The following is a 17,971-nucleotide window of genomic DNA, read 5'->3' on the forward strand; positions in this document are numbered from 1 at the left end:
GATGTGTGGGTTTTTTGCGAGTCGTCATCGAGCAGGCAGCACCGAAGGTAGTAATGGGTGGTTATTTAGCGCAACACGGTTGATGGCTATGAACTACGGACGGCGGACTCAGTCAGAGACGCGGCAATAGGAAAAATCGGTAGTATAAAAATGATGTAGCAATGATGATAAAGAGATTTATTATAAAAACCTTAATAATAGCAAGGTCTTTGCCCGTTGTTACTTGCTATAACTGGCCTGAAGGTTTGCGAGAAACACTTACTTTTTTTGTGGATTTAGTGTATAAAGGAGTTATACCCACAAAAAAAGTAAGGAGTAATTCATGAATTGGCCATTATTCTCTGTTATTTACTCAATCGCTGCGACTGTGACAGTCGGTGTCTTTATCATTGGTGCTTTGGTGACAGGTTTTAATCAAATTTTGCATGTACAAATCGCGGTCGTCGCCGGTCTTTTGCTCTCTATTCCTGCAGGTTTGTTTTTTACCAAAAAAGTCGGCAGCATCACGGGTAATGAGGAAGGCTATAATACGTAATCGCATCTTAGCTGAATGGGTGACTTTCTGTTTTTGGATTTGCGCCAAACCTATCAAAAAGCGAAAGAGGACTCCACCCGACATTAGGGTGGAGGTGAATTCCGCATCACTGGCTAACCTCGCTGGCACTGAATGTATTGCTTAATAATACCTAATGGCGCACCGCCACAAGAACTTGCAAAGTAGGAGCGTGACCAAAGCACAGGCTTGGAATAAGCTACTCTTAAATCAATAAAATCACCCCTCATTCGTCTACTTGTGACTGACTTCAAGTTATTAACCAATTTGCTTAATTGGACTGTTGGTGGGTACTGGATAAGCATGTGGATATGATCTGCCTCACCGTTACATTCTTTTAACTCAGCATCAAAACTCTTGCACACCTCAGCGGCACACTCACTGAAATACTCGTGATGCAGCTCACCTAAAACTTTTTTTCGGTACTTAGTGATAAAAACCAAATGAACGTGGAGGTTAAAGGCAGCATGGCGGTTTTTATATATCTCACTCATTGCAATAAATATCCTAAAATGCTAGTATTATAAGCATAATAACAAACACACACTCATTGATAAAGAACGCATTTATGAAAATCAACAAAGCGTATAAATTTAGGCTTGAGCCTAATGCAGAGCAAGAGGTTATTTTAAATAATCTTGTTGGCTCTGCACGTTTTGTTTGGAATCAAGTGCTGGCAATCTCGTTTGAGATGTTTGCTAAAGATGAGTTTATCAATGCCACCAACCTTGTTAATAAAATTATAGATCTAAAGAATAACCCTGATTTCGAGTTCTTAAAAACCAGCTCAAATGCTGTGTCTTTACAACAAAAAGTACGTGATCTGGCATCAGCTTGGTCACGTTTCTTTGATCCTAAAGTACAGGCCAGGTTAAAAGAAAATAAAAAGAAACCTCGCAAACACAAGTTCTTTAAACTGGCTGATGGCACAGAAATCCAGCTACGCCCGTTGATGCCACAATTTAAGCGTAAATCCGATGGGCGCGACTCAATCAGGCTAGTTCAGTTTGATAAATACTGCCGTGTTGAGGGCAATCGAGTAAAACTGCCTAATGGCATTGGTCTGGTGAAATTCAGAAAATCGCAAGACATCATCGGCACGATTAAAAACATCACCATCAGCAAGAAATCGGGGCACTGGTACGTGTCGTTTGGCACAGAGCGCGAACTGACTGAAAACCCTCGCCACCCTTCTAAAACCGCCATTGGCTTGGATATGGGTATCAGCAAACTACTCACCACCTCAAACGGTGAATATATTAAACCTAAGAACAGCTTTAAAGCCAATCAGGTTAAACTTGCCAAATTACAGCGTCAATTAAGCAGAAAGGTTCTGTTTAGCCAAAACTGGAAAAAGCAAAACCGCAAGATTCAAAAACTCCACAGCCACATTGCCAATATCAGACATGACTACTTGCATAAAATCACCACCAGCATCAGCAAAAGCCACGCCATGATTGCTTGTGAAGATTTAAAAGTCGCCAATATGTCGAAATCAGCCAGTGGCACGGTGGAGAACAAAGGTCGTCATGTCAAAGCCAAGTCAGGATTAAATAAATCCATTCTAGATCAAGGCTGGGGCATGATGGTCAATATGCTTGAGTACAAGCAGCAATGGCGCGGTGGGTTACTGGTTAAGGTAAACCCACGCTACACTAGCCAAACCTGCTCTCAATGCAAGCATATCGCTGTCGATAACAGACAAACTCAATCTAAATTTGAGTGCGTCAAATGCAGGTATGTTGCAAACGCTGATTTTAATGCGGCTCGTAACATATTAGCGGCAGGACATGCCGTTTTGTCTGCGGAGGGAGGATGCAGTAAAGGTCGCCCGTTGAAACAGAAAACAAGCGACCTTCGTGAGAAAGTCGCCTAAGAGCATTTGCTTTTAGAATCCCCACTTGTGCTTGCCGAAAGTGGTGGGAGTATGTCAAACCTAGCTACTGCTTTACGCCTCTTGTTTTATATACGCCAAAAAAAAGACCTTGCAAGCAAGGTCTTTTTTTTGGCGTATACAATACCAGTTAAACAGTTATTTTAACTCGACGGTTGCGCCATTTTTGATATTGGCATATACCTCGAGCACATCCCAGTTGGTCAGACGCACACAGCCTGCTGATGCTTGACGGCTGATGCCTTCAGGCTTTGGCGAGCCATGTAGACCATATGATGGCTTAGACAGACCCATCCATACGACGCCGACTGGGTTGTTTGGGCCTGGTGGCAGCATGTGTACTTTTTTCTGCGAGCCTTTACCGACAGTCGCTTTGTACCAAGGCATCTTGACCTTATTGATGATTTTGAAGGTACCTTGTGGAGACGGGGTGGCGTCACTACCTACGGTGGTCGGATAAGTGGCTACAAGCTTGTCACCATTATAAGCATACAGTGTTTTGTCGGCTTTGTTGGCGACCACGCGGTTGATACGTTGGTTGAGAGGGTCGCGGGTATTTAGGACAGTGATGGTCTCGCCTGCTTTGTAGGTTTTGTTTTTATTGAGTTTGTCCAAGTAGCGAATGTCCATATGAAAGCGCTCAGCCAGCATCTCTTTGATGTCTTGGTAGTATAGGCCCTTCATTTTTGACTTGGCTTCTGAGCCTGCAGGTGTAGTGGCAAAGTTGGTTTTGATGTCGTCATCAGTCAGCGTATAAGTCACCAGTACCGGCTTGTTGGCGGGGATGTTTTTGGTTAAGGCATTCCACGTTTTTTGATCCATCCTGCCGGTGGCGGGCAAGCCTTTCATGGTTTGAAAGTTGGTCAATGCTTTTTTGCTGTTCATGCCCCAGCCACCATCGATAGGACCAGGAGAGGCATGGTTCCAATCTAGCAGTGCCTGCATTTTTATCGTCATCGCTGAGTTGACTTTCATGTTCGGCGACCAAACGGCGTTGTTGACTTGTTTGGCGTAGCTTGACAAGTTTAGCGTGGTATAGCGCTTACCGTTTTTGTCTTCGATGCTCTTGATGGTAGGGTCGTCGCTGAAGTCTTGGCGTTTTTCGTTGTCTGGTAGCTCAAAAGACAACGGGTCAGAGGAGTCGATAGCATCGATATTGCTGGGCGCAGCAACGGCTTGGCCTTCACTGATGTCATCTGTGCGCTCAGACTGCTCATCCTTTAAAGTCAGATCAGCGGCACTCATATTATCAGCCGTGTTTGCCTTGGGGGCGGCATCTGAGGCTTGTTTTGAGTCAATCAGCTGCGTCATGCTATCGCTTGAGGCGGATTTGTTTGGCTTGACGCTGGACGTCGCCTCAGTCGCACGCGGCTCAATCGCGTGCCTCCGGTTTTCTTGCACATCAAGACTGACTTTTTGGGCAAGACTTGGTAGGGTCTCAGCCGTACGTACTGGCAATGTGCGCGCGGTCTCATCGGGCGCGGCAAACGCGCTAACACTGGCGCTAATGATAGCGATTGAGATAGCGGTAATAAGTGGCTTTTTTTTCATCATATGACGTTACTTGTGGTTGCTACTAATGAGGTTATTATGCGCATAATTGTGGCGCTTCGCAAACTTTTGATACATGTTTTTCTATCTTAAGACGTCTAAACGTCAACTGCTGACGTATTCACTACAGTTGGGCAATAATATAGTGAAAATGTGTAGACGGCCAAGTAAGCTGCTGAGGCAATCTGATATATAAAAGTAAATAGAAATAAAGATAAATGTGACAGTATAAATGCAAGTATTGGCGCAAGTTACGGTTTGCGTCTATAATGGTAAACGAGATTTTTATTTAGTAGATCGGCTTTTATTATCAGGCGATTTAATCCATCCGCATGCTATCCGTAAGCATGCAATCAGCAAGGTGCGATATGTCAGAAGAGCAAACAATGAGCGCAGAAGCGTTTCAAAATCAGTACTTCAATGAAGAGGGCGCGCAGGTCGCAGAAGATGATATGGCGTATGATTTAGAGACCGGTCTGCTCGGTGAGCATGAGCAATTTGCCAATTTACATGCTGAGCTTGCAGAAGCACGTGAGCAGCTTGTGAGTATTCGTGATTTTATCCGTTTTTCGGTCACCCAGCTGCGCAATTATGATGTGGTCGTCGCTCAAGGCACCACGGATGAGTTTGCCGAAGCCTCTGCTATCGTCTTACATTCTTTGTCTTTGGACTGGTCGGCCAATGAGCAGATCCTCGATTGTCGCCTGACGTCTTCAGAAAAACAGCTGGTGCTGAGCTTATTAGAAGAGCGTATCGCTGAGCGAAAACCGTTGAGCTACTTAATCAACTTATCGTACTTTTGTGATTTACCGTTTTATGTCGATGAGCGCGTGCTCATCCCGCGCTCGCCCATCGCCGAGCTGATTCGCCAGCAGTTTCATCCGTACTTTGAGGTCAATGAGCTGGCCAAACCGCTCGGCGTCGATGTCAATGAGCAAACCTCGGTATTTTATGACCATGGTTTGGACGTCAAACAGCTATCACAGCCTGAGCGTATCTTAGACCTATGTACAGGCTCTGGCTGTATTGCCATTGCGCTTGCGACCCGTTTTGTCGATGCGCTGGTCGATGCAGTCGATATCGATAAAGGGGCGCTAGAGGTGGCGATGGTCAACGTTGATCATCATGAGCTTGGTCATCAAATCAATGTCATTGAATCAGATTTGTTTGCCAAGATACCTGCTGAAAACCAATACGAGCTGATCGTTACCAACCCGCCATACGTCGATGCTGCCATCATGGCTGATTTGCCGCCTGAGTTTTTATATGAGCCTGAGCATGCATTGGCGGCAGGTCAAGACGGTTTGGACTTGGTACATCGTATCTTATTTGAAGCGCCAGATTACTTAAGTCCTGAAGGCTTGCTGGTCTGCGAGGTGGGCGATAGTGAATGGGCGCTAAAACAAGCCTATCCTGATATCAGTTTTGACTGGTTAAAATTTGCTCGTGGTGGTCATGGGGTATTTGCCATGACTTATGATGAGCTGGTGGCAAACCGCGAGCTGTTTGCCGCTTATGTGCAGTTATTGGATAGCGCGCAGTAGTCGTATGTAGGCGGTGCTGTTAGATGACAAATAAAAGCGGCGACCATGCGTCAATACCTCAACAGGATAGCGCGCAATAGATTTTACGGATTTAAGGACAGATATGGCAGGCAATAGTATTGGGCAGGTTTTTACCGTCACGACGTGCGGTGAGTCACATGGCGCTGGATTGATGGCCATTGTCGATGGCGTGCCACCTGGTTTGGCACTGTCGGCAGAGGATTTGCAGGTAGATCTGGATCGCCGCAAGCCAGGCACCTCTAAATACTCAACCCAGCGCCGTGAGGCCGATGAAGTCGAGATTATCTCGGGCGTCTTTGAAGGTAAGACCACTGGCACTTCGATCGGGCTGCTGATTCGAAATACCAATCAAAAATCCAAAGATTATAGCGATATCAAAGATACCTTTCGCCCCGGTCATGCCGACTATACATATAGTATGAAGTATGGTTTTCGCGATTATCGCGGCGGCGGTCGCTCGTCAGCGCGTGAGACGGCGATGCGGGTAGCGGCTGGGGCTATCGCCAAAAGATACCTGCAAGATCGCTTGGGCGTGCAAATCCGTGGCCATGTGACGCAGATAGGCGATCAATATAGCAGCGTCACTGATACTAGCCAAATTGATTGGGAGTTTGTCAATAGCAATCCGTTTTTTACGGCGGATAAAGACGCTATTGGTCGGTTTGAGGCTTTGATAGACAGTCTGCGCCGCGAAGGAAGCAGCTGCGGCGCGCGTCTAGAAGTGATCGCCAGTGGGGTGCCTGTGGGTCTGGGCGAGCCGGTATTTGACCGTCTGGATGCGGATATCGCTCATGCCATGATGAGTATCAATGCGGTCAAAGGGGTGGAGATTGGCGATGGCATGGCGGTAGCAGGGCAGTTCGGTCATCGCTCTCGTGATGAGCTGACGCCAGAGGGTTTTACGGCCAATCATGCTGGTGGTATTTTGGGCGGTATTTCATCAGGACAAGATATCCGCGTGAGCATCGCCCTCAAGCCAACTTCTAGTATCACCACGGCTGGCAAGAGCATCAATACCCAAGGCGAAGCTGTCGACATGCTGACCAAAGGTCGTCATGATCCTTGCGTTGGAGTACGTGCCACCCCGATCGCCGAGGCGATGCTAGCGATTGTGTTACTCGATCATTATCTGCGCCACCGTGGTCAAAACGCCGATGTCGAGCCGCCGGTCTCCTCAATTACGTAATATCGTGAGATAGCATCAGTTATCTAGCGTATCAGCCCTTTAGCGTCTTTAGTATGCCATGACTAAAAATGCTAAAGGGCTTTTTTGTGAGTGGTCAATCAGTTACGCTGCCAGCGGATAGGTATCAATCGCCACGCACTGCTGATGCCGAAATATCAATAGTAGCTGCTGACTGGGTATGGCAAGCCAATGACCAAACGCGATACTATCTATCCCTTGGCCGGATAAAGTCTGAGCACAGCACTGACGGCTTTGCCCCACTAAGTTTTTGACAATAGACGGATGCATTAATAACTGTGACATGCGGTCTCTACTCCTAAGATAAGTGATGAATGTGTATCACGTCATCGTAAGACAAGCGAGTAGAAATCCTGTGCAGTTCTGATGAAAAATCTATGAATTGGTATAACGGGTGTGTTTTAAGCCAGCGGTAAGGTAATGCGTACGCTGACACCAGCTTTTGGGCTTTTGTCATGTCTAATAAAGGCTTGCTCTGTGCCGACATTACTGATATTTACATGACCGCCATGGTGTTCGATCACTTGCTTGACTAAGGTGAGGCCCAGACCCGTGCCTTTTTTAAGGGCTGTATTAGCCTGATCAGGCGCTGTCTGCGAGCTTTGATGCGAGAGACTAAAATAGCGATCAAACGCTTTAGAGAGGGCGTATTCGGGCAGTGGTTTGCCATCATTAAAGATATCAATGGTCACGGTTTTGTCGCTACTATCGTGAGCGTGGCTATACACAGCAAGTATGACCTCAGTGTTGGCAAAGTAAATGGCATTATCTAACACATTTTGTAGCGCTTGTACCAACCAAAACGGATCAGCAAAGACATGCGGGTTTGTCAACGAATCGGCCTGTAGTGGAGCCTCGGTGATAACCAAGTCAGTCACGCATTTATCCTCACTATAAATCTTGATAGGTGGTAGGTTTTGCTGTTGTAGTTTGGCGCTGTTGTTTTTTGTGAGAGTTTGCAATACTGGCAGTAGAGCTGTCAGCTGCCGATTGAGCTTAAAGGTAGGTTGCTCGACCTTGGCCAGTAGTAATAAACGATCAATCAGTTGCTGCATTTTGATGCTTTGTTCAGCGACCGAGTGGTTTAACATCTGCCGATCTTCTGCATCTAGTTGCTCATCTTCTAATAGCTCGCTACTAGCACGAATGGCGGTTAGCGGGCTTTTGAGCTCGTGAGTCAGGGTATGGACATAGTCGGTGACATAGGCGCGATTTTCTAACCGATGTTTCATAGATTCGATCGTATCTGTCAAGCTGTTGAGCTCATGACCGAAATAAAAATAGGGTTTTTTGGTGTCTTCAGCTAAGGCATTGGTGTAATGCGTGACCAAAGTAATGCTCTGTTTGAGCCACCATGCCACCAGTCCTGCGAGGATAAGAGCGGCAATGCTCATCAGCAGCGCGGTGATGAGCATGCGATTGCGGGTATTATCAAGATAGGGCAGCACGCTATCGACCGGTTTGCCAACACTGACGACACCAATCACGGCACCCCTGCTATCGATGATAGGCTGCGCGACATACATAATAGAGCTACCACGAGTGCTATCGATATCTGCCGTGCTCCTCGCGCCGTAGCGCCCTTGCAGCGTAAGGTACACATCATTCCAGCGGCTATAGTCCTGACCTTCGGCATTGAGCGGGGCAGGTAGAGAGTCGTATATGACCACGCCATTTGCGTCTGTTACATAAACGCGAGAGTTGCTATTGTTTGAGTGCGCTTGGGTAAGCTCGAGGGTAGAGCTCGCGGCTGAGGTATGCTTGAGCGTCGCATCAAGGGTGGCTTGATAAGTATCATCGTACAATTGCCCTGATGCCAATGGCAGCTGCAGCGTTGCAGCCAGCAGTTTACTGGTATCTAGCAACGTGTCTTCGATGACTTGTTGGGCGGTGGGTTTGACGTAGCCAAACAGCTGTGTGAAAGCGACCACACCGCAAATGCTTAGCACCAATGCGACTGCAAGCCAAATCCGAAAAAATATGCTCAAATTTAGCAGGCGTTTCGGACTGCGGGTTTGTTGCGCGGTTCCAATGGGGTGCAGTTTGGCATACCAATTGCTCTGATTGGCAGGTGTTTTGTCAAGGGGACGATGACTCTTATCAGGAGCGTTCATGTCTTTAGCACTTTAGTAATATCATAAATTGAGTATAGCGGATGAGCTAAGCTGGACATAAGGCATACCCCAAACCGCGATGCGTGTAGATAACATCGCGGCTAGGATCGACGATCGCCAGCTGCTTACGGATGGATTTGATATGACTGTCTATCGTCCGCGCGAGGCGATGATCAGGATAGTCGCTTACTGCATTTAGCAGCTGCTCACGGCTAAAGACTTGGTTGGGCGCTTGTAATAAGGTTAATAAAATCTTACGCTCGGTATTACTCAGCTCCAGTTTTGTATCTTGCCACATCAAAGAGTAATTGAGCGGCTGGTAATACCAGATGCCAGATTGACACTCAAAGCTCAAGGCTTGCCCTGATAGATGGTGAGCAGGAGTGCTGCCAGATGAAAGGGCAGATACATGCTGATTGGCGTTCTCAGCCGCCTCAGTAACAGTCGCCGTGGCCGCTGATTGCTCAAAGAGCAGCTGCTCACGACGCCAAATGGCTTTTAGGCGTGCGACCAGCTCACGAGGGCTAAAAGGCTTGGCGCAGTAGTCATCGCCGCCCATCTCTAGTCCCAAGATACGATCAACCTCATCGCTACGTGCGGTCAAAAACACCACAGGGATATCTTTTAATCGGCCGATATCCGGTGTATGGCGTATCTGCTGGCAGAGACTAAGCCCATCACCATCGGGCAGCCCAACATCTAGAATAATAGCCGATAAATCTTGCGCCTCATTACTGTGTAGCATCGGCAATACACTACTGGCGTTATCGAGCCACGTCATCTGCCAGCCCTCACGCTTGCAAGTAACTTTGAGCGACATAGCAATCGCCGGATCGTCTTCTACCAGTAAAATATGAGTCATAAATGTAATATCTTTATTAAAGGGTGCCTGCTATATAGGGCAGTGGTGATATGAGATTGAAAAATATAAATAAGGCGTCATACAGTAGTGAGCGCAGTGTTTGATATCAGTCGTACTTGCTCTGCAGCAATCGGTATCAGTAGGAGCAGAGTCTATAATTATCGTAGCACAAAAGCGTGGCTGGAGTTTGTCAGTCAGTGCAAAACACTGTGAAAAATTGATGGAAATAATAGGGATAAAGGCGATACAAACGCCATATCAGTTCTATATTTGATGCATATTTTATGCTTTATAAAAGGAAACTAGCGATAATGAGTAAGTATCTAGAAGTGGTCACCGCCGAGCACAATCCGGCACAAAAAAAGATAGACAGAGCGGTCATTTGGCTACATGGCTTGGGGGCCAGCGGTCATGACTTCGAGCCTGTGGTGCCGCAGCTCGGACTGGCTGACGACATGGCAGTACGGTTTATCTTTCCGCATGCGCCCAAGCGTCCTGTCACGGTCAATGGTGGGATGGTGATGCCGGCTTGGTACGATATTTTGGAGATGAGTCTTGAGCGCAAGGTTGATGTGGCACAAATTGAGACATCCTCGCAGCAGATTCGCGATTTGATTGCTCGTGAGATTGAGCGCGGTGTCAAACCCGAACATATCGTTATCGCTGGGTTTTCGCAGGGCGGGGCGGTCGCTTATCATGTGGCACTCAGTCATCCAGAGCGCTTGGCGGGTCTGATGACGCTCTCTACCTACTTAGCAACCAATGACAATATTGAGTATAGTGCTGCCAATAGAGACCTACCGATTTTGATTGAGCATGGTACGCATGATCCAGTCGTACCCGTGATGCTAGGCGAGCAGGCGCAGCAGTTATTAGCGAGCAAAGGCTACAATGTTGAATATCATACTTATCCGATGGCACATCAAGTCTGTATGCCGCAGATTCAAAACATCGGCAAATGGCTAAACACCGTCTTGGCTTAAGATGATTCGCTGTAACGTAATGTAATAAGGGTTATGTATAGGTTGAAAAACCATCAATAAATCCTATATAATAGTCAGTCTTATTGGGGATGTTCTGGCTTCGACGCTGGTGATGAAACTCAATGATGCATGTCGAGAGTGTATGTCCTCTCGTTAATCAAACATATATTGTTATAGTCGCAAACGACGAAACTTACGCTCTAGCAGCTTAAACCCTGCTTACTGCGCTGCCGATTACCTATAGTTGGTTAGCCCAGTTGAAGCGTCCGCATATAGGTTCGCCACAAGTGATTGTCTCAATCGCTTGGGTTCAAAAGTAGAGAATCGTCCAATCCATCCTGACTGTCGGATCGGTGCGGATTAAAACCAAAGACAGAAACTAAACATGTAGATTCATGAGCGTAATGCTGGCGGACGCGGGTTCAACTCCCGCCATCTCCACCAAACATTGATAAAGGGCTGACCGTCATAGACCGTCAGCCCTTTATTTTGGGCGTTTTTCAAGTATTGAGTATCATATAGGGGTATAGCGTCCTATATAGAATGTTGGTATTATTGTTGGTATTAGAGTTTATACATGCTTTCAATACCAACAAAGGATAGTCAAATGCCCTTAACTCATACGGTCATCAATAAGCTACAACCTAGCGCAAAGGCTATCGAGAGCAAGCGACCTGACAAGCATAGTGACGGTAACGGGCTGCAACTATGGGTTAGATATACGGGCGTGAAGTCATGGATCAGCGCTTATCGCTGGCAAGGCAAACAGCAAACCCTCACTATTGGCACTTATCCAGTCATGAGCTTGCAAGATGCAAGGCAACGCAATATTGAGATAAAACGCTTAATAGCCGATGGTGTGAACCCAAAAGACCATAAAAAAGAGCAGCAAGCCAGTCAAAATGGTTTAAATGTTTTCGATAACATAGCCCAGTCATGGTATGCAGAGCGCAAAACCTACCTAGCACAAAGTACCTTTAGCCGTAACTATTCCGCCTATATGCGCGATGTAAAGCCCTCTATTGGTCATAAGAGCATCAACGACATAACCGCGCCTGACATACTGGCTATTGGCAAAGCAGTAGAAGCGAGGGGCGCTAATGAAATGGCAAGGCGTACCATTAGAGAAGTAGGGCAGATATTTAAGCACGCCATACGCAATGGACTAGCCACACACAACCCAGCCACCGACCTAGCCGAAGCGATCAAACCACACAAAACGACCAATCACCACCGTATCACTAGCCAGCAACTACCTAAGCTACTAAAAGACATTGATGCTTATGGTGGTGATGTACTGGTGAAGCTGGGCTTATGGTTCTTATGCTATACGTTTGTACGTACCAATGAGATCCGCTTCATGGAATGGCAAGATATAGATTTTAAGCGCGGCTTATGGACGATACCAGCTGACAAGATGAAAGCAGGGCGCTTGCATATTGTGCCATTAGCACCGCAAGCACTAGCAATATTAGAGCAGATCAAAGAGCTAGGTTTTTCGGATCAGTACGTTTTCTTTAATACCTCAACCCGCAAGCCATACAGTCAAAACGCATTTATTAATGCCTTATGGAATATGGGCTATAAAGGTGAGATGACGGGGCACGGCTTTAGGGGTTTAGCCAGTACCACGTTACATGAACAGGAATACATGCACGAAGCTATAGAGCTGCAATTGGCACACGATAGAGAAAACAAGATAAGTGCAGCCTATAACGGGGCGCAGCACTTGCCATATAGAATTAATATGATGCACCAGTGGGCAAACTTCATTGATGATGCTTACGCTGGCAAGATGGATAACGTGATCCGTGCAGACTTCAAAAAATCAAAACAAAAGCTAGGCTGATACCTACTATACAACGCTGAATAATGCTGATAAAAATCAGATATGAGGGCTAAGACTATGGCACATGACGTACCAAGCCGTGAAAAGGTAAAAAAGGCAGGTAAAGTATTAATCAATACTGATGCTACCCCTGAAGAGTTTGAGCAAGCAATGGCGGTCATGTCGCAATGGCGGTCATTACACAGCTACCCTATTAACACCTTTCAAGCCATGCTTAGGAGCAAAGTAAAACGGCTAGGCTTTAAATCGCCCATTGTTGCCCAGCGCCTTAAGCGTGCCCCCTCTATCGTGCGTAAGCTTACCCGCTTCCCTACTATGAGCTTGTCACGTATGCAGGATATAGGCGGCATACGCATCGTATTACCGACCGTCAGTGACGTTTACCGCTTGCATAATGACATTGTAAAGAGCAAAGGACGCTTTGAGCACGAAGCCTTATTGCCGCCTTATGATTACATTCAGTTGCCCAAAACTGATGGTTATAGGAGCTTGCACCAAGTCTTTAAGTATAAAAACCCTAATATGCCCAAATTGGACGGCTTATTCATTGAGCTACAGATAAGAACCAAGCTACAACATTCATGGGCAACCGCCGTTGAAACGCTAGGACTGGTTGAAAAGTCATCATTTAAAACAGGTGAGGGTGCAGAAGAATTTAAGCATTTTTTTAAGCTGGCAAGCGCCTTATTTGCTCACCATGAAAAACAGCCCATCATTGAGGAGTTGGCAAATAAAAGCATTGATGAGCTGGCAGACGAGCTAATCACACTGGAGCAAGAACTACAGATATATGCCAAGCTTAAAGGGTTGCTTGTTACGGCTAAGCACATTGAAACCAGTAGCAGCAAAAGTGATGAATACCACCTAATGGAGCTAGATACCAGTAAGGACAGCCCAGCGGTAAGCCTAATTCCCTTTACCAAGTCACAGTTAGATGTTGCCGAAAGCTTGTATAAAATGCGTGAAATAGCGACCCAGCATACGCCTAATATAGAAGTGGTACTGATAGCGGCAGGTAACTTAAAGGATATTAAAAAGGCTTACCCAAACTACTTTTTAGACACACAGGACTTCATTAAAAACCTAAAGAATATTTGTCATAAATTGAGCAAATAACCAACTATGCAAGGCTAGGATTAATTACCCGAAAGCCAGCCGTTCACACCCTTATGCTGTCACTGCCTTGCACCTATTTTGATTTAAGGGTGTAGGGGTGTGAGTGTGAGTTTAATGACAGCTAAGGAATGCTTGGAAGCATATAAGGAAGATACGGAAGCTCAGTACATAAACATTTGTGATTTTCTAGAACTTCTTATTGATTTTGAGCAGTCAAACTTATAGTCACTGCACTACAAAAGAGTTATGATTTGGATGAATATCGTAAAACAATTTAGATAAGTCATTTTCCATCCAGCCTTGGCGTAGAAACTTCACTTGAGCCCACTTCTTCTCGATGGGATTTAAGTCAGGACTATAAGGTGGTAAGAATAATAGCTTGTGACCATGCCTGTTAAGCAGCTTTTGAACGCGCTTATGAAAGGCCGCATTATCCATAACGATCACACATTTTCTCTTAAGCTTTGGTATCAGCGTGAACTTGCACCAGTGATAGAAAACCTTTTTATTAATGTTGTTCTTTAAGCAATCGAGTGCAAACAGCGTTTTGCCATATAGTGCACCAATGACGTTGGTTCGATCTTTGGCTTGCCAGTTATAACGGTCAATGCAAGGGCTACCAATGGGTGCATAACCAAAGGGACGCATCGTTTCACTCTCAAAGCCACTCTCGTCCATATAGACAATAGCAAAGCCTTGAGCAATGTAGTGATTAAGCTTGGCCAGATAAGTCGCTCTTTTCACAGGACAGGCTTTGGGATGCTCAAGTGTCTTTTTTTTTGCTAACACCAATACGCTTTAAGGCTTTACTAATACCTGTTGGGCTACATCTGAAACGCTGGGCTCGCTCATAATGGTAATCGTCAGGGTAATCCTTAACATCTTGAGCTAAGGCTTCATCCTCTATTTTGTAGGGCTTAATGTCTCGAGTGGTTTTACTGTGGAGACGCTTTTTCCACTTCTGGATGGTCGTTGGACTGATATCATAGAAAACAGCAGCTTCGGCAAAGGTCATGCCCTCATCTAAGCTTTTTAAGACTTGTTTGCGATAATCTAGGGAGTAAGTCATGGTTATTTATTGTGGTAATCGTTTAGTTGATTTAGTGTATAACACTTTTGTGGTCAGGTGACTATAGAAGAGATAACAACTTATTTAAATCTAAGTCTATTTTCATCTACCACAGTAATATATAAGAAGAACTTGGGTTATATCAGTTCTAAAGGTGATGATAAAAATGACTGTGAAACTACTCGAACCTTCCTTAACGATATAGGAAAAATATCAGATTTCTGCATAATAATGGGGTTTCCTTATCCGACCCGTGAGAAATATAAAGAGTATTATTTTTCATTATTAGAGATATTCCAATCGCAAGCTTTACAGCAAATTAATTTCAAGGAGAAATATGCAGCTCATGAGGCTATGGGTAAGGGCTTTTGTTATATCAGTCAAGGTTCTATTGGTAGTGTTTTTAGGTCGGGCGATCTTGTATCAGGTTTACCACAACAGAGAATAAATGAAATAATCGCTTGTAATCAAATTATAAAAGTAGAGGTTAATAAGAAGATAAGATTGGAAGAAGTAGAGGGCATACAAAAACAAGCTATGATGAAAATATACGAATATTTAGATGCACAAGAAAAAGCTTATAATTCAACATCTACACATAGCGATGCCCTAGCGCAATTTTTTAAAAACGTAAAAACATCAAATTTAATTACTAAGAGAGATAACGATCACTTGGTAAAACCCGAATATCCACTAACATTAACACCTATTCAAAAATACACCTTTGATATGCAGGGCATTGTATTTCCTTTAGTTGAAAAGATATGGAGCTATGACAAAAATACTAATTTATTGATGCGTAAACAGGTAGCTGAACTGGTAGTTGAGCTTTTACCCAGCCTTGAATTGAGAGTGCCACAAGTTGATAAATGGCTGAAAGATTTTTACCCAGTACCACAAGCAATTATTGATAGGTGTGCTCAAAATGATTACGGTAATAAAAAGCATGAAACTATTGAGCGTGAAAAGATTAAAAATAAGATATATGTTGAGCTAAGTAATGAAAACTCGAAGTATTTGTAAATAATGACCCTAAAATTCTAGAATTACCCCCTAATTGCTAGAATGTCTATCTACTTAGTAACTTAAGCACTTCCTATTATAGCAACCATGTAAGCCGTAGCACACCGTTACGGCATATCATGGAGCTACACACATGGACAAGCAACAAGCCACCCAAAGCGCGCCAGTAATTCCCTTTACTGGTGACACCTCGCACGATACCGAACCAACCACCGCAAACAATCCAGCTATGCAACTGCCTACTACTGGCATGGGCAGAGCAAAGGACATTTTGCCGTTCCTACCTTTTAGCAAAACCACCTTGTTTGAATGGTCAAAAGATGGACGTTTCCCAGCTGGCAAGAAGCTAAGCCCTACCATGACAGCATGGAGCTATGCAGAGGTTCACGAATGGCTTAATTCTCACACCTCAAACACTAGCGAGGTATAGAACCATGACTACTACCGCTACCGCCCCAGTGACCCATGAGCAAGCACCCAAGACCCAAATCGACACCATACGAGCGCACCTGATGACAGGGGCAACTATCAGCACATGGGACGCATACCGCCTTTATCAAATCACATGCCTAGCACAGCGCATACATGACTTGCGCCTAACAGGGTTGGTTATTCAAAGTGAGATGGTCACGCACAATGACAAGCGTTTTGCCCTCTACTGGCTTGATGAAGCAACATTACTTGAAAGCGAACTATCTAACAGCGAGGTGAACTAAATGAATAACCACCCTAGCATATCAATCGACACCCCAGCCGAACGCCTAGTGACCGTAGATAGTTTGTAATTACGGCTTATGTATGACCGCATACAAGATATTTACAACGATACCGAACACCTAGCCACCGCGCTAGATGCTATCAAGACAAAAGATGATGTTAGTCAAGGCGTACTTGTGGCAGTCAAAGCCGCACTTTATGCCAGTAGTGAGCTGGCAGGTATTGTTAGCGACATGTTTTGTGAACACGCATTACCGTACCAAGCGGAGGCAACCGATCATGACGCATAATCATACCAAAACCAATCTAAAAGCCCGTGACGGGGCACACAATCGCAAACAGCCACATAAGCGCGGCTTACTACTTAGCTTTATCATATTCATGGTATGGGTTGCAGGTATTGGCTTGCTAATATCATTGTTCGCTTGCCAGCCAGTCAATGCAAAACAGATTGCAACTGATGATAGCAGGGGTTATTATAAAGACCTCTCAAAAATTAGTAGCGACATGCCAAGTCGTACACCATTGGCTTTTTTTGTGCCTGATAGTAGCGCAGCCTCTCAAGCTGTCACTATGACATCAAGCACCGCCCCAAACGCGCAGTTAAGCGCATCAAGGGAGCATTCCCTCATATCTATAGCAAGTCACTTGCTAACCGACTATGACGGGTTGACGCTGCAAAATAGAACAGCCGAAAGGCGAATATGCAGGGCGGTAGCTACTAATACCGAGAGTAAGACCCGTCACCCTATACTTTTACCGTATAGCGTGGCATTCACTCAAAAATTAGTAGGAGGCTATCATGCCTAATTCAATCCGTACGACCTCAAACACTCAAACCACTACTAACAGCACACCAGCCACATTCAAAGCAGGTGATAGCGTTCTATGCCCATCTGTAGGCAATGGCGCTTACAAGCTATTCAATGATAAAGAATATGATTGTTTAGGCTTCACCCTCAACGGCAAAACATACCATTACCGCAATGACGGCAAGGTAAGCCGCGATGATGCCGCCCCGTCATTATTCCATGACACCACAGCCAACCGCCAAGCGATAGCCACGCTATACAGTGGCAGCCAATCAAGCCAGCGCAAAGTAATAGACACCACCAAAGCAGACGATAAAGAAGTGATTTTAATATCGTCACATGATTTATCGCATATTGCTTGCGACATTAGCGGAGCTATAACCATATTGAATGATGTTGGTCAGTTATTGGCACTCATTCACTATGAAAAAGTAGAACCGCATAGCGTTATATCAATGGCACGCTTAGCCCACGATGCAACCGATACATGGGCAACCCTACTTAACGACCAATTAGAGGCAATCAACGAACCCTTAGTGATGACAGGCTATAACAGGGAGGTGGCACGATGAAAACCTACCCACCAAAGCAAAGCCGTAAGCACGCCAAGCGCAAAAGCTACTACAAGAAGTATCAAGCCAAGCGTAAGCCGAACCAGT

20 protein-coding genes and 1 other RNA gene are annotated in these 17,971 nt (G+C 45.3%); 14 read left to right on the forward strand and 7 right to left on the reverse strand.

Translation table 11 applies throughout. The features are described from left to right. Positions 1–322: 322 nt before the first annotated feature. A complete protein-coding gene (locus tag AADH33_RS04290; protein ID WP_192994967.1) occupies positions 323–535 on the forward strand; it encodes a hypothetical protein in 213 nt (70 codons plus the stop codon). A 113-nt stretch (positions 536–648) separates the two neighbouring features. Here the strand turns inward: AADH33_RS04290 and tnpA are convergent, their stop codons facing one another. Continuing rightward, on the reverse strand, positions 649–1,047 hold the full coding sequence (gene tnpA / locus AADH33_RS04295) for an IS200/IS605 family transposase (protein ID WP_348549668.1): 399 nt from the start codon (positions 1,045–1,047) through the stop codon (positions 649–651). Positions 1,048–1,121: 74 nt separating this feature from the next. Between tnpA and AADH33_RS04300 the strand changes: the two genes are divergently transcribed. Beyond that, the gene (locus AADH33_RS04300; RefSeq protein ID WP_348549669.1) at positions 1,122–2,429 is read left to right on the forward strand and encodes an RNA-guided endonuclease InsQ/TnpB family protein; all 1,308 of its coding nucleotides are present in this window, start codon (positions 1,122–1,124) and stop codon (positions 2,427–2,429) included. A gap of 156 nt (positions 2,430–2,585) precedes the next feature. Here the strand turns inward: AADH33_RS04300 and AADH33_RS04305 are convergent, their stop codons facing one another. Next, positions 2,586–4,001, reverse strand: coding sequence for a L,D-transpeptidase family protein (locus AADH33_RS04305; RefSeq protein WP_348549670.1), 1,416 nt, complete (start codon positions 3,999–4,001; stop codon positions 2,586–2,588). A gap of 365 nt (positions 4,002–4,366) precedes the next feature. Here AADH33_RS04305 and prmB point away from each other — a divergent pair, with 365 nt between their 5' ends. Both prmB and aroC read left to right on the forward strand, forming a co-directional pair. Continuing rightward, a complete protein-coding gene (gene prmB, locus AADH33_RS04310; protein WP_348549671.1) occupies positions 4,367–5,542 on the forward strand; it encodes a 50S ribosomal protein L3 N(5)-glutamine methyltransferase in 1,176 nt (391 codons plus the stop codon). A 103-nt stretch (positions 5,543–5,645) separates the two neighbouring features. Continuing rightward, complete coding sequence (gene aroC, locus AADH33_RS04315) at positions 5,646–6,749, forward strand: chorismate synthase (protein WP_075101709.1); 1,104 nt, start codon at positions 5,646–5,648, stop codon at positions 6,747–6,749. Positions 6,750–6,851: 102 nt separating this feature from the next. Here aroC and AADH33_RS04320 read toward each other — a convergent pair whose 3' ends face one another. The 3 genes from AADH33_RS04320 to AADH33_RS04330 form a co-directional block, all read right to left on the reverse strand. Continuing rightward, positions 6,852–7,052, reverse strand: coding sequence for a hypothetical protein (locus AADH33_RS04320; protein WP_348549672.1), 201 nt, complete (start codon positions 7,050–7,052; stop codon positions 6,852–6,854). A gap of 116 nt (positions 7,053–7,168) precedes the next feature. Continuing rightward, positions 7,169–8,881: a two-component system sensor histidine kinase CreC gene (gene creC, locus AADH33_RS04325; protein ID WP_348549673.1), complete on the reverse strand. Its 1,713-nt coding sequence runs from the start codon at positions 8,879–8,881 to the stop codon at positions 7,169–7,171. A 46-nt stretch (positions 8,882–8,927) separates the two neighbouring features. Next, positions 8,928–9,743, reverse strand: coding sequence for a response regulator (locus AADH33_RS04330; protein WP_348549674.1), 816 nt, complete (start codon positions 9,741–9,743; stop codon positions 8,928–8,930). A gap of 311 nt (positions 9,744–10,054) precedes the next feature. Here AADH33_RS04330 and AADH33_RS04335 point away from each other — a divergent pair, with 311 nt between their 5' ends. The 4 genes from AADH33_RS04335 to AADH33_RS04350 all read left to right on the forward strand — a co-directional run bounded on the left by AADH33_RS04335 (position 10,055) and on the right by AADH33_RS04350 (position 13,691). Beyond that, entirely contained in the window at positions 10,055–10,726 is a 672-nt protein-coding gene (locus AADH33_RS04335) for an alpha/beta hydrolase (RefSeq protein ID WP_348549675.1), read from the forward strand. Between the two features lie 85 nt (positions 10,727–10,811). Next, positions 10,812–11,170, forward strand: a transfer-messenger RNA (tmRNA) gene (gene ssrA / locus AADH33_RS04340). A 163-nt stretch (positions 11,171–11,333) separates the two neighbouring features. Beyond that, positions 11,334–12,575, forward strand: coding sequence for a tyrosine-type recombinase/integrase (locus AADH33_RS04345; RefSeq protein ID WP_348549676.1), 1,242 nt, complete (start codon positions 11,334–11,336; stop codon positions 12,573–12,575). A gap of 57 nt (positions 12,576–12,632) precedes the next feature. Next, positions 12,633–13,691 carry a RelA/SpoT domain-containing protein gene (locus AADH33_RS04350; protein ID WP_348549677.1) on the forward strand — a complete coding sequence of 353 codons (1,059 nt, stop codon included), beginning with the start codon at positions 12,633–12,635 and terminating at the stop codon, positions 13,689–13,691. Positions 13,692–13,916: 225 nt separating this feature from the next. Here the strand turns inward: AADH33_RS04350 and AADH33_RS04355 are convergent, their stop codons facing one another. Continuing rightward, complete coding sequence (locus tag AADH33_RS04355) at positions 13,917–14,480, reverse strand: transposase (RefSeq protein ID WP_348549678.1); 564 nt, start codon at positions 14,478–14,480, stop codon at positions 13,917–13,919. Then, complete coding sequence (locus AADH33_RS04360) at positions 14,455–14,760, reverse strand: IS630 transposase-related protein (RefSeq protein ID WP_348549620.1); 306 nt, start codon at positions 14,758–14,760, stop codon at positions 14,455–14,457. Before AADH33_RS04360 ends, AADH33_RS04355 begins: the two co-directional genes overlap by 26 nt. Positions 14,761–14,892: 132 nt before the next feature. On the opposite strand from AADH33_RS04360, the gene AADH33_RS04365 reads away from it, so the two are divergent. From AADH33_RS04365 to AADH33_RS04390, 6 genes are all read left to right on the forward strand, one after another. Further along, positions 14,893–15,783 (forward strand): hypothetical protein, encoded by an 891-nt coding sequence (locus tag AADH33_RS04365; protein ID WP_348549679.1) that lies wholly within the window; start codon positions 14,893–14,895, stop codon positions 15,781–15,783. A 133-nt stretch (positions 15,784–15,916) separates the two neighbouring features. Further along, entirely contained in the window at positions 15,917–16,213 is a 297-nt protein-coding gene (locus AADH33_RS04370; protein WP_348549680.1) for a helix-turn-helix transcriptional regulator, read from the forward strand. A 4-nt stretch (positions 16,214–16,217) separates the two neighbouring features. After that, positions 16,218–16,499 (forward strand): helix-turn-helix domain-containing protein, encoded by a 282-nt coding sequence (locus AADH33_RS04375; RefSeq protein ID WP_348549681.1) that lies wholly within the window; start codon positions 16,218–16,220, stop codon positions 16,497–16,499. 78 nt (positions 16,500–16,577) lie between these two features. Next, positions 16,578–16,790 (forward strand): hypothetical protein, encoded by a 213-nt coding sequence (locus AADH33_RS04380; RefSeq protein WP_348549682.1) that lies wholly within the window; start codon positions 16,578–16,580, stop codon positions 16,788–16,790. After that, positions 16,780–17,310, forward strand: a complete 531-nt coding sequence (locus tag AADH33_RS04385) for a hypothetical protein (protein ID WP_348549683.1) — start codon at positions 16,780–16,782, stop codon at positions 17,308–17,310. The genes AADH33_RS04380 and AADH33_RS04385 overlap by 11 nt, the downstream gene beginning before the upstream one ends. Beyond that, positions 17,303–17,884 carry a hypothetical protein gene (locus AADH33_RS04390; protein ID WP_348549684.1) on the forward strand — a complete coding sequence of 194 codons (582 nt, stop codon included), beginning with the start codon at positions 17,303–17,305 and terminating at the stop codon, positions 17,882–17,884. Before AADH33_RS04385 ends, AADH33_RS04390 begins: the two co-directional genes overlap by 8 nt. The last annotated feature ends 87 nt before the right edge of the window (positions 17,885–17,971 follow it).

Origin of the sequence: Psychrobacter sp. KFRI-CH2-11, assembly GCF_038239325.1 — a bacterium.
Lineage (GTDB): Bacteria > Pseudomonadota > Gammaproteobacteria > Pseudomonadales > Moraxellaceae > Psychrobacter > Psychrobacter celer.

Bases quoted from the DNA above. Each gene is read 5' to 3' on its own strand.
- AADH33_RS04290 (WP_192994967.1), top strand. From the start codon at position 323: ATGAATTGGCCATTATTCTCTGTTATTTACTCAATCGCTGCGACTGTG.
- tnpA (WP_348549668.1), bottom strand. From the start codon at position 1,047: ATGAGTGAGATATATAAAAACCGCCATGCTGCCTTTAACCTCCACGTT.
- AADH33_RS04300 (WP_348549669.1), top strand. From the start codon at position 1,122: ATGAAAATCAACAAAGCGTATAAATTTAGGCTTGAGCCTAATGCAGAG.
- AADH33_RS04305 (WP_348549670.1), bottom strand. From the start codon at position 4,001: ATGATGAAAAAAAAGCCACTTATTACCGCTATCTCAATCGCTATCATT.
- prmB (WP_348549671.1), top strand. From the start codon at position 4,367: ATGTCAGAAGAGCAAACAATGAGCGCAGAAGCGTTTCAAAATCAGTAC.
- aroC (WP_075101709.1), top strand. From the start codon at position 5,646: ATGGCAGGCAATAGTATTGGGCAGGTTTTTACCGTCACGACGTGCGGT.
- AADH33_RS04320 (WP_348549672.1), bottom strand. From the start codon at position 7,052: ATGTCACAGTTATTAATGCATCCGTCTATTGTCAAAAACTTAGTGGGG.
- creC (WP_348549673.1), bottom strand. From the start codon at position 8,881: ATGAACGCTCCTGATAAGAGTCATCGTCCCCTTGACAAAACACCTGCC.
- AADH33_RS04330 (WP_348549674.1), bottom strand. From the start codon at position 9,743: ATGACTCATATTTTACTGGTAGAAGACGATCCGGCGATTGCTATGTCG.
- AADH33_RS04335 (WP_348549675.1), top strand. From the start codon at position 10,055: ATGAGTAAGTATCTAGAAGTGGTCACCGCCGAGCACAATCCGGCACAA.
- AADH33_RS04345 (WP_348549676.1), top strand. From the start codon at position 11,334: ATGCCCTTAACTCATACGGTCATCAATAAGCTACAACCTAGCGCAAAG.
- AADH33_RS04350 (WP_348549677.1), top strand. From the start codon at position 12,633: ATGGCACATGACGTACCAAGCCGTGAAAAGGTAAAAAAGGCAGGTAAA.
- AADH33_RS04360 (WP_348549620.1), bottom strand. From the start codon at position 14,760: ATGACTTACTCCCTAGATTATCGCAAACAAGTCTTAAAAAGCTTAGAT.
- AADH33_RS04370 (WP_348549680.1), top strand. From the start codon at position 15,917: ATGGACAAGCAACAAGCCACCCAAAGCGCGCCAGTAATTCCCTTTACT.
- AADH33_RS04375 (WP_348549681.1), top strand. From the start codon at position 16,218: ATGACTACTACCGCTACCGCCCCAGTGACCCATGAGCAAGCACCCAAG.
- AADH33_RS04380 (WP_348549682.1), top strand. From the start codon at position 16,578: ATGTATGACCGCATACAAGATATTTACAACGATACCGAACACCTAGCC.
- AADH33_RS04385 (WP_348549683.1), top strand. From the start codon at position 16,780: ATGACGCATAATCATACCAAAACCAATCTAAAAGCCCGTGACGGGGCA.
- AADH33_RS04390 (WP_348549684.1), top strand. From the start codon at position 17,303: ATGCCTAATTCAATCCGTACGACCTCAAACACTCAAACCACTACTAAC.